Raw genomic sequence first — 8,029 nt, 5'->3', positions numbered from 1 at the left:
GTCGATATCGACAACGGATTCGGCGCCGCTACTCTATTGCGGTCCAAGTTTTTGTCTTCTGAAAGCCCCTCCGCGAAAACCTAACAAATATCACGCAATTCTCACACTCCAATCACGCTCTTCTCACGGTCGGATGATATCCTCTATTCATCAAACATTGTCCACCGCTTCAGTAAAAGGATCTCACGAACATGACGCCAATGATGAACCGCTCATTCGCCACACTCAAATTCTGCGCCGCCGCCGCGCTTCTGCTGGCGTCCGTCCTCCCTGTACACGCCGACGCGATTTCCGATCTCACGGCTCGCATGACGAAGGCGGAAAACACGGCCGCTGCCCAGCAGGCTACCATTGCATCGCTGAAAAACACCGTCGTCGCACAGCAAACGAATATCGCCACGCTGCAAAACTCAAGCATCGCGTACCAGAACGCCATCACGTCGCTGATCAGCAATATCAATTATATCAAGACGCATCCGGCGCCTGGACCCGCCGGGCCCGTAGGCCTGATGGGACCCGCCGGTCCGATGGGCCCGGCGGGACCCAAAGGCGCGACGGGCGTCGGCGGGGCGCTGACGCCTGCTCAGCTGGCGATCTTCAGTTTGATGACCGTCAACAATAAAGACTTGACCATCACCGGCAACCTGCACATCGTCAATGGATTGGGCGCGACGAATGGTCTGCCCAATACCCCCGACAACTCCAGCGCTCAAACCTCGAATGGACTGGGAAATCTGATCATTGGTTACAATCAGATGCGAATGAATAATCTGGATATCCGCACCGGCTCACACAATCTGATCATTGGAGACTATCAAAACTACAGCAGTGTGGGCGGAATCGTCACTGGCTGGCGCAATACGATCGGCGGCCAGTGGTCTTCGATCCTTGGTGGCCAGAACAATACTACCGTGGGAGCCTTTTCCACCGTGGGCGGCGGCATCGCTAATTATGCATGGGGCGTTGGCTCATCCATCGCCGGCGGAAACAGTAATGAAGCTGACGGTGCATGCTCCGCCGTCAGCGGAGGAGAGGCCAACTGGGAATCCGGGGATAGTTCCGTGATTAGCGGCGGCGAACATATTCATAGCACCGCCAAGTGGCATTGGAGCGCGGGTGGCGTCAACGCCAACTTCGGCCCTCCGCAATTCCAGTACTAAAGCCTCTTCGATCCATCGCGCTCTTAGACGCTGACGATCCGATGCGCGTAGCAGGCGGCGCCGAACCCGTTGTCGATGTTGACGACGGCGACGCCGCCGGCGCAGGAATTGAGCATGGTGAGCAGGGCGGCGACTCCGCCGAACGCCGTGCCGTAACCGACGCTGGTCGGAACGGCGACCACGGGGCGGGAGACCAGTCCCGCCACCACGCTCACCAGAGCGCCTTCCATTCCCGCCGCAACCACCAGCGCCTGCGCGCCCTGCACGATCGGTAATTGATCCAGCAGCCGGTGCAGGCCCGCCACTCCGACATCGTAAAGCCGCTCCACTCGCGTTCCCTGCCATTCCAGCGTGAGCGCCGCTTCTTCCCCCACAGGCGTGTCCGCCGTGCCTGCCGTCAGCACCGCCACATAGCGTTCCGAGTCTTTGGGTTTGGGAAAATCGCCGACCGTAATCAGGCGGGCGAGGGGATGGTGGACGGCGCTGGGAAGCACGGCCTGCACGGCGTCGAACTGTTCGGGCGCCGCGCGTGTGGCGAGAACGCGTCCCGATGTTTCGAACAGACGCAGCGCGATCTGCGCCGTTTGATCGATGCTCTTGCCGGGGCAGTAAATCACTTCCGACATTCCGGTCCGAACGGCGCGGTGATGATCGAGACGAGCAAAGTCGCCGACGGATTCGTATGGCAGAGATTGCAGCGACGACAGCGCGGCTTCAATACTGACATCGCCGCCCTGCACCTGGCGAAGCAATTCGGCGAGGCGCTCAGTGTCCATTCGCCGCTCCGCTTGCAGTCAAAGCTGCGTTCAAACTGCCGCTTTTGTAACCGCTCAGTTCCACCGCGACGTAAGTATAACCAAGCGCTTTGAGGCGCGCGCTGATCTGTTCGCGCAGTGCGGGATCGAGAAGGCGGTTCATCTCCGCCGTGTCCACTTCCAGACGCGCGATCGTGTCATGGTGACGCACCCGGATCTGCCGAAATTGTAGATCGTGGCGCAGATAATCCTCGGCGGCGTCCAATCGCTCCAGCAGCTCGGCAGTGATGCGCGTGCCGTAGGGGAAGCGTGAGGAAAGGCAGGCCATGGCGGGCTTGTCCCAGGTCGCCAGCCCCAGCTGCTTGGAGATATGGCGGATCTCCGCCTTGGTCATCCCTACTTCCAACAAGGGAGCGCGGACGCCAAACTCCTGCGCCGCCTGCTGGCCGGGGCGATAGTCGCCCAAATCGTCATGGTTCGCGCCGTAGGCGATCCAGGGAATATTCTGGGCCCGAGCGACTTTTTCGAGATGCGTGAACAGTTCGGTCTTGCAGTAATAGCAGCGATTCGCCGGGTTGGAGGCGTAGTTTTCGTTGTCCAGCTCGCGCGCATCCACGGTCAGGACGGGAACGCCGATCTGTGTCGCCAGCGCCAGCGCCTCGTCGCGCTCTCGCCGTGCGTACGATTCGGATAGGGCGATGACCGCCAGCGCCTTGTCTCCCAGTTCATCGTGCGCCACTTTCGTGAGCAGCGCGCTGTCCGCGCCGCCGGAAAATCCGATCACGACGGAGCCCAGTTCGCGCAGCAGCGCGCGCAGGGCGTCGTATTTTTGTTCGATGGGAATCACGGCGTCGCCGGGGTTCTGGTTGACGGGCAAAAAACGGGTAAGTGTCGGCAATTTTGTGGGCCCTTCAAAAAGCTTTGCGTCCCTAGTTTACCCCCACTCGTCAGGCGAAAAACATTTAGGTACAATACTTGCATCGACTATTGCCAGCAGATCGGCGAGGAGAGAACTATGGAACGACGACCGTATGGACAGACGGGCTTGGACCTCAGTATTCTGGGCTTCGGAGCAATCATCGTGATGGATGTGACGACGGACGAAGCGGCGCGATACGTCGGCGAAGCGATCGACCGGGGCGTCAACTATTTTGATGTCGCGCCCTCGTACGGTAACGCCGAGACGATGCTTGGGCCGGCGCTGGCCCCGTACCGCGACGATGTCTTTCTCGCCTGCAAATCGGGCAAACGCGACGCCGTCGGCGCGCGGGAAGAATTGGAGGAATCTCTGCGCAAGCTGCAAACCGATCACTTCGATCTCTACCAGCTGCACGCCATGACCACGCCTGAAGACGTCGAGCAAGTCTTTGCTCCCGGCGGCGCCATGGAGACGCTCGCCAAAGCCCGCGAATCCGGCAAAGTCCGTCATCTCGGCTTCAGCGCGCACAGCGTCGAAGCCGCGTTGTCCCTGATGAACCAGTTCGACTTCGACAGCATCCTCTTCCCGTTCAACTTCGTCACCTTCGAAAAGGCTGGTTTCGGCCCGCAGGTGCTGGAAGAGGCCCAGCGCCGAGGCGTCGCCCGCCTTGCGCTGAAAGGCATGGCGCGCGGCCCCTGGCGCGACGGCGATCCGAACCGCAGCGAATACCCCAAACCCTGGTACGAACCGCTCGCCGACCGGACGGACGCCACCAAAGCCCTGCGCTACTGCCTCTCCCTCCCAATCACCGCCGCCATCCCGCCCGGCGACATCCGTCTGTTCCGCATGGCCCTCGACATCGCCGACGCCTTCACGCCTTTGACCGACGACGAACGCGCCGATGTGCAAATCATGGCCCAATCGGAAACGCCGCTGTTTACGATGGCGGCGTGAGATAAAATCACCAGGCTCAGTTGCATGGGCTGGAATCATGAAGCTCAGTAGATCGGCGCGACCGTTCGCAGTGAATGATCCCGGTTATGAAACCCGGGCCTGGGAGCGGCCGGGCCGCTAACCGTCCGTGCCGGACGGAAGAATTAAGAGATTATACGGAGACGGGACAATGCCGCTGGCGCCTCGTAATACAATCAACGTTTATTTGCATTTGGTGTGGGGAACGTATTTGCGGTATCCGTTGATTACCGCAGACAAGGAAGCGGCATTGTTCCGATGCATTGAAGCGGAGTGTGCGCGTCTCGGTTGTGAGATATTGGCGACGGGCGGCATGCCCGATCACGTGCATCTGGCGGTGACACTGCCAACCCCGCTGAGCGTCGCCAAATTGATGCAGCAAGTAAAAGGTGTCTCCTCAGCATTCGCGCGAGATCAGCTATTTGCGGGAGAGTTCTTCGGCTGGCAGGAAGGATATGGAGCATTCAGCTTCAGCCACTCCCAATGCAGTAAGATCATCGATTATATTAAAAATCAGAAGCTGCATCACGCAAAACAAACACTCTGGACTTCCGTTGAGGCCGCAATTCCGCAGCCGCCAACATCCTCTCCTCCGTCCGGCACGGACGGTTAGCGGTCCGGCCGCTCCCAGGCCCGGGTTTCATAACCGGGAAATCTTGAATACGGTCGCATTGTATTGACAATAAATGGGTTCCATGAAAAAGCATTGGATCGACTACAATTCAAAGCGCTGTGAATCCCCAATGACCTATTGGGTGCACATAGAAACCGCAGGCAACCGATGGCGCACAGCGGATGAGTTTACGCCGCCGATGCCCAAACCCACGCCTGGCCAGGGCTATTCCATGTACCGCGTGGAGATCGACCGCGCGGATTTGCGATTCGCGTCGCTCGACGAGCTGCGCGTCTGCATCGCGACATTGTCACAGAAGGCTATGCCGTCCAATATGATCTTGAGCCGCAAGCGCGGAACGGGATACGGTCCGAGCAACCACTGGCTTAACCGTATCCCCCTGCGCTCGATGGCGTGGCCTTATCGCCAGCGGGTGGTCAAATATTTACAGGCGGCGCTGACAGATTTTGAATCGCAAACTTCTCGTTCTCGATCTTGACGAAACCCTGGTGTATGCAGCGCGCCGTCCGCTCGAACGCGCGGCGGGCTTTGCCGTCGGCCCTTACTTTGTTTACAAACGGCCCGGCGTGGACGATTTTCTCGCCTTCTGCTTTGCGCATTTCGAAACGGCGGTCTGGACTTCCGCGACACGTGATTACGCCGAAGCCATTGTTCAGATCCTGTTCCCACAGCCGCCATCGTTTTTGTGGGCGATTGAGCGCTGCACCGTGCGTTACGATCCCGACTGCGATGCTCATGTGGGGACGAAGAACCTTGTGAAGCTCAAACGCCGTGGTTATCGATTGGAACAAGTGATCGTTGTTGACGACAGTCCAGAGAAGCATCTGCGCAGTTATGGCAATTTGGTGCGTGTGGCGCCGTGGACGGGGGATACGGCGGATGACGATCTGCTTCGGCTGCCGCGATATTTGCGGACATTGGCTAATGTGGAAAATGTGCGCACGGTGGAAAAGCGGCGGTGGCGATCGGAATCTGAACAATAATTGCGCGGTGCAATAAAACCCAGTAATTTTCACGGGGAGCAAAGACCGGTAAAATTCCTATAATAAAAGCACCTAACCCATCAATCGTTACTCGACAAAGGCAAACTCTCCGAAAGGAGAAGACGCAAAGCGATGGGCCTAACCCAAGTCTCCGCAAGGTGATGAGACATGGCAGCCACGTTTCCGAAAGTGCGAGTGCGTTAATATATATTGCAAAGCGCCCGGTTTCTTCTCACGAAGAAGCCGGGCGCTTTGTACGTTTCCGGCGCAACTAAATCGTGTCTTTCGTGTCTCCCTGAGTGTCGGAAGAAAATTAGGGGAGATGCCTGAATGAACGGAAAGCAAATCGGAGTGATGTGGATCGGGATCCTTGTGGTGAGTACGCTGCTGCTGTATCCGCCCTTTGTGATGATGCCAGATATGGGCGGGGCGCTGCGATCGCAAATCTCCAGCTTATTCGGCTCTTCGTCGGCCCCGCACCAGATCACGCTGATCAAATATGGACTTTTGTTCGCGCCGCCCGACGGAAGCATCAGCATTGACGCCGCACGCCAGTGGCCGCCTGTCGTGCTGGCGGCGCTCGTATTCAGCGGGCTGGTGGCGACTCTGAGAAGTCCTGGGGCGGCGCTTCGATAAACCGGGCGGCGCGACGAGCGAAGGAGTTCGGGATGCCGCCGACGTATAAGACCACATCGAACCGCTAAGTGACGGCGGCGAGAAAATACGGCTCCGGGTGAAAGTACAACCATGCCTCAAAAAGTCTTGTTCATCGGCGGCACCGGCATCATCAGCTCCGCCTGCTCGCAGCTCGCGGTCGAGCGCGGCGTCGAGCTTTATCTGCTCAATCGCGGGCGCAGCTCGCGTCCCGTTCCCGAGGGCGCCCGCGTTCTTCACGGCGACATCCGCGATCCAGAGTCGGCGCGCGCGGCGATTCAGGGCCTCAACTTTGATTCCATTGTCGACTGGGTCGCCTTCACTCCCGAACACGTCCAGACCGACATCGATCTGTTTACGGGACGGACCAGCCAATACGTCTTCATCAGCTCGGCGAGCGCCTACCAAAAACCCGTGGCGAGCCTGCCGATCACAGAGTCCACCGTACTGTCGAACCCTTACTGGGAATACTCTCGCAACAAGATCGCGTGCGAGGAGCTGCTGGTTCGCGCGTATCGGGAGCAGGGCTTCCCCTCGACCATCGTCCGTCCCTCCCATACCTACGATCAGCGCCTGCTGCCGTTCATGGGCGGCTGGACCGAGATCAACCGCATGCGGCAGGGAAAGAAGATCATGGTCCACGGCGATGGGACCTCGCTGTGGGTGATGACGCATCATCGCGATTTCGCAAAGGGCTTCTTGGGCCTGCTTGGAAATCCAAGAACGATCGGCGACGCCATTCAAATCACCAGCGACGAGGCGCTCACCTGGAACCAGATCTACGAGATTTTCGCCCACGCCTCTGGCGCCACGGCAAAGATGGTGTACGTTCCGTCGGCGACGATCGGCAAGCACTTCCCAGAATGGAATGACGGCTTGATCGGGGACCGGACCAACAGCGTAATCTTTGACAATACCAAGGTCAAGCGCCTCGTCCCCGACTTCGCCGCGACGATCCCGCTGTCGTGGGGCGCGCAGGAAGTAATCGACTGGTATGACGCCGACCCAGCGCGCCAGGTGGTGGATGTGGAGCTGGACGCTCGGATCGACAAGCTGATCGCGGCTCAGGAGGCGGTGTAGGGGAGGCCCTCATCCTCGTTATTCGACTCCGCCGCCTTTTGCGTCAGCACGGTTGTGGGCGAGGGCGACACTGGCGAATGACTTTCGCTTCCCTTCGCGCGCGCCGTTCCAATGCCGCCTGGCTCGGGCAGGACGGCGCCGGCGATCCGCAGGGCGACCGAGATGAGGTTGGGCGACAGACCATAAAGCTTCGCGCCAAGCTGTGCGGGGAGGGAGAGCACCGCTTCGGCTTTGCCGTGGCGCAGGGCGTCGATGATCTGCTTGGCGGCGGTCTCTGCGCTGATCGTCAAGCCCGGCAGCGAATCGCTGATGCTGAACCACGCGTACTCTTTTTTATTCTGGCCCTTGAAGATCGCGTTGTCGGGGCTGCCCGTGCGCATCAGGCCGGGGCAGACGGTGGTCACGACAACGCCGTCCTCCATCAGTTCGGCGCGCAAGGCTTCGGAAAGGCCGACCAGGGCGAACTTGCTCGCCGAGTACGGCGCCAGATGAGGCACGGGAATCTTGCCGCCGACCGAGGAGATGTTGACGATACGTCCGTGGCCGCGCGCCTTCATCTGCGGCAGCACCGCCTGCATCGTGTAGAGCGGCCCCCAGAAGTGCGTGTTGATCGCCTCTCGGTAATCGTCCAGCGTCAGGTCTTCCTCGGGGGAGACTTCGATCACGCCGGCGTTGTTGATCAGGACATCAATCTGACCGAAGCGCTTCGTGACGATCTCGATCAGATCGTTCACTTCGTCTTCTTTGGTGACATCGCAGGGAACCGTAAAGAGATCGACGCCCTCTGCGGACAGCTTCTGTTCCGCCGCCTTCAGTTCGTTCCCATCCCGCGCGCACGCCGCGACCTGGGCGCCGCGCGCGGCGAGCTCCCG

10 protein-coding genes and 1 riboswitch are annotated in these 8,029 nt (G+C 59.6%); of the genes, 7 read left to right on the top strand and 3 right to left on the bottom strand.

From position 1 onward, the window contains the following. Positions 1-191 precede the first annotated feature (191 nt). Positions 192-1,160, top strand: coding sequence for a hypothetical protein (locus ABIZ35_RS04830; RefSeq protein WP_348218739.1), 969 nt, complete (start codon positions 192-194; stop codon positions 1,158-1,160). 23 nt (positions 1,161-1,183) lie between these two features. Here ABIZ35_RS04830 and larB read toward each other — a convergent pair whose 3' ends face one another. Together larB and larE are read right to left on the bottom strand one after the other, a co-directional pair. Beyond that, positions 1,184-1,936, bottom strand: coding sequence for a nickel pincer cofactor biosynthesis protein LarB (gene larB / locus ABIZ35_RS04825; protein ID WP_348218738.1), 753 nt, complete (start codon positions 1,934-1,936; stop codon positions 1,184-1,186). Beyond that, positions 1,926-2,813, bottom strand: a complete 888-nt coding sequence (larE, locus tag ABIZ35_RS04820) for an ATP-dependent sacrificial sulfur transferase LarE (protein WP_348218737.1) — start codon at positions 2,811-2,813, stop codon at positions 1,926-1,928. Before larE ends, larB begins: the two co-directional genes overlap by 11 nt. Before the next feature lie 117 nt (positions 2,814-2,930). On the opposite strand from larE, the gene ABIZ35_RS04815 reads away from it, so the two are divergent. The 6 genes from ABIZ35_RS04815 (at position 2,931) to ABIZ35_RS04790 (ending at position 7,157) form a co-directional block, all read left to right on the top strand. Further along, positions 2,931-3,788: an aldo/keto reductase gene (locus tag ABIZ35_RS04815; RefSeq protein WP_348218736.1), complete on the top strand. Its 858-nt coding sequence runs from the start codon at positions 2,931-2,933 to the stop codon at positions 3,786-3,788. Between the two features lie 169 nt (positions 3,789-3,957). Then, positions 3,958-4,419 (top strand): IS200/IS605 family transposase, encoded by a 462-nt coding sequence (gene tnpA, locus ABIZ35_RS04810; RefSeq protein WP_348218735.1) that lies wholly within the window; start codon positions 3,958-3,960, stop codon positions 4,417-4,419. A gap of 82 nt (positions 4,420-4,501) precedes the next feature. Beyond that, the gene (locus ABIZ35_RS04805) at positions 4,502-4,918 is read left to right on the top strand and encodes a hypothetical protein (RefSeq protein WP_348218734.1); all 417 of its coding nucleotides are present in this window, start codon (positions 4,502-4,504) and stop codon (positions 4,916-4,918) included. Then, positions 4,887-5,423 carry an HAD family hydrolase gene (locus tag ABIZ35_RS04800; RefSeq protein WP_348218733.1) on the top strand — a complete coding sequence of 179 codons (537 nt, stop codon included), beginning with the start codon at positions 4,887-4,889 and terminating at the stop codon, positions 5,421-5,423. The genes ABIZ35_RS04805 and ABIZ35_RS04800 overlap by 32 nt, the downstream gene beginning before the upstream one ends. 89 nt (positions 5,424-5,512) lie before the next feature. After that, positions 5,513-5,611, top strand: a riboswitch (cyclic di-GMP riboswitch). Positions 5,612-5,753: 142 nt separating this feature from the next. Beyond that, positions 5,754-6,059 (top strand): hypothetical protein, encoded by a 306-nt coding sequence (locus ABIZ35_RS04795; RefSeq protein ID WP_348218732.1) that lies wholly within the window; start codon positions 5,754-5,756, stop codon positions 6,057-6,059. A gap of 111 nt (positions 6,060-6,170) precedes the next feature. After that, entirely contained in the window at positions 6,171-7,157 is a 987-nt protein-coding gene (locus ABIZ35_RS04790; RefSeq protein WP_348218731.1) for an SDR family oxidoreductase, read from the top strand. On the opposite strand, the gene ABIZ35_RS04785 is transcribed toward ABIZ35_RS04790, so the two are convergent. Next, positions 7,142-8,029 (bottom strand): SDR family NAD(P)-dependent oxidoreductase (locus ABIZ35_RS04785; protein WP_348218730.1); only part of this gene is annotated, 888 nt, incomplete at its 5' end. The genes ABIZ35_RS04790 and ABIZ35_RS04785 overlap by 16 nt on opposite strands.

This window comes from Capsulimonas sp. (genome assembly GCF_039929585.1).
Lineage (GTDB): Bacteria > Armatimonadota > Armatimonadia > Armatimonadales > Capsulimonadaceae > Capsulimonas.
Note: the sequence above shows the minus strand (reverse complement) of the source record. Positions and strands in the feature narration are given on the sequence as shown.

Bases quoted from the DNA above. Each gene is read 5' to 3' on its own strand.
- ABIZ35_RS04830 (WP_348218739.1), top strand. From the start codon at position 192: ATGACGCCAATGATGAACCGCTCATTCGCCACACTCAAATTCTGCGCC.
- larB (WP_348218738.1), bottom strand. From the start codon at position 1,936: ATGGACACTGAGCGCCTCGCCGAATTGCTTCGCCAGGTGCAGGGCGGC.
- ABIZ35_RS04815 (WP_348218736.1), top strand. From the start codon at position 2,931: ATGGAACGACGACCGTATGGACAGACGGGCTTGGACCTCAGTATTCTG.
- tnpA (WP_348218735.1), top strand. From the start codon at position 3,958: ATGCCGCTGGCGCCTCGTAATACAATCAACGTTTATTTGCATTTGGTG.
- ABIZ35_RS04805 (WP_348218734.1), top strand. From the start codon at position 4,502: ATGAAAAAGCATTGGATCGACTACAATTCAAAGCGCTGTGAATCCCCA.
- ABIZ35_RS04795 (WP_348218732.1), top strand. From the start codon at position 5,754: ATGAACGGAAAGCAAATCGGAGTGATGTGGATCGGGATCCTTGTGGTG.
- ABIZ35_RS04790 (WP_348218731.1), top strand. From the start codon at position 6,171: ATGCCTCAAAAAGTCTTGTTCATCGGCGGCACCGGCATCATCAGCTCC.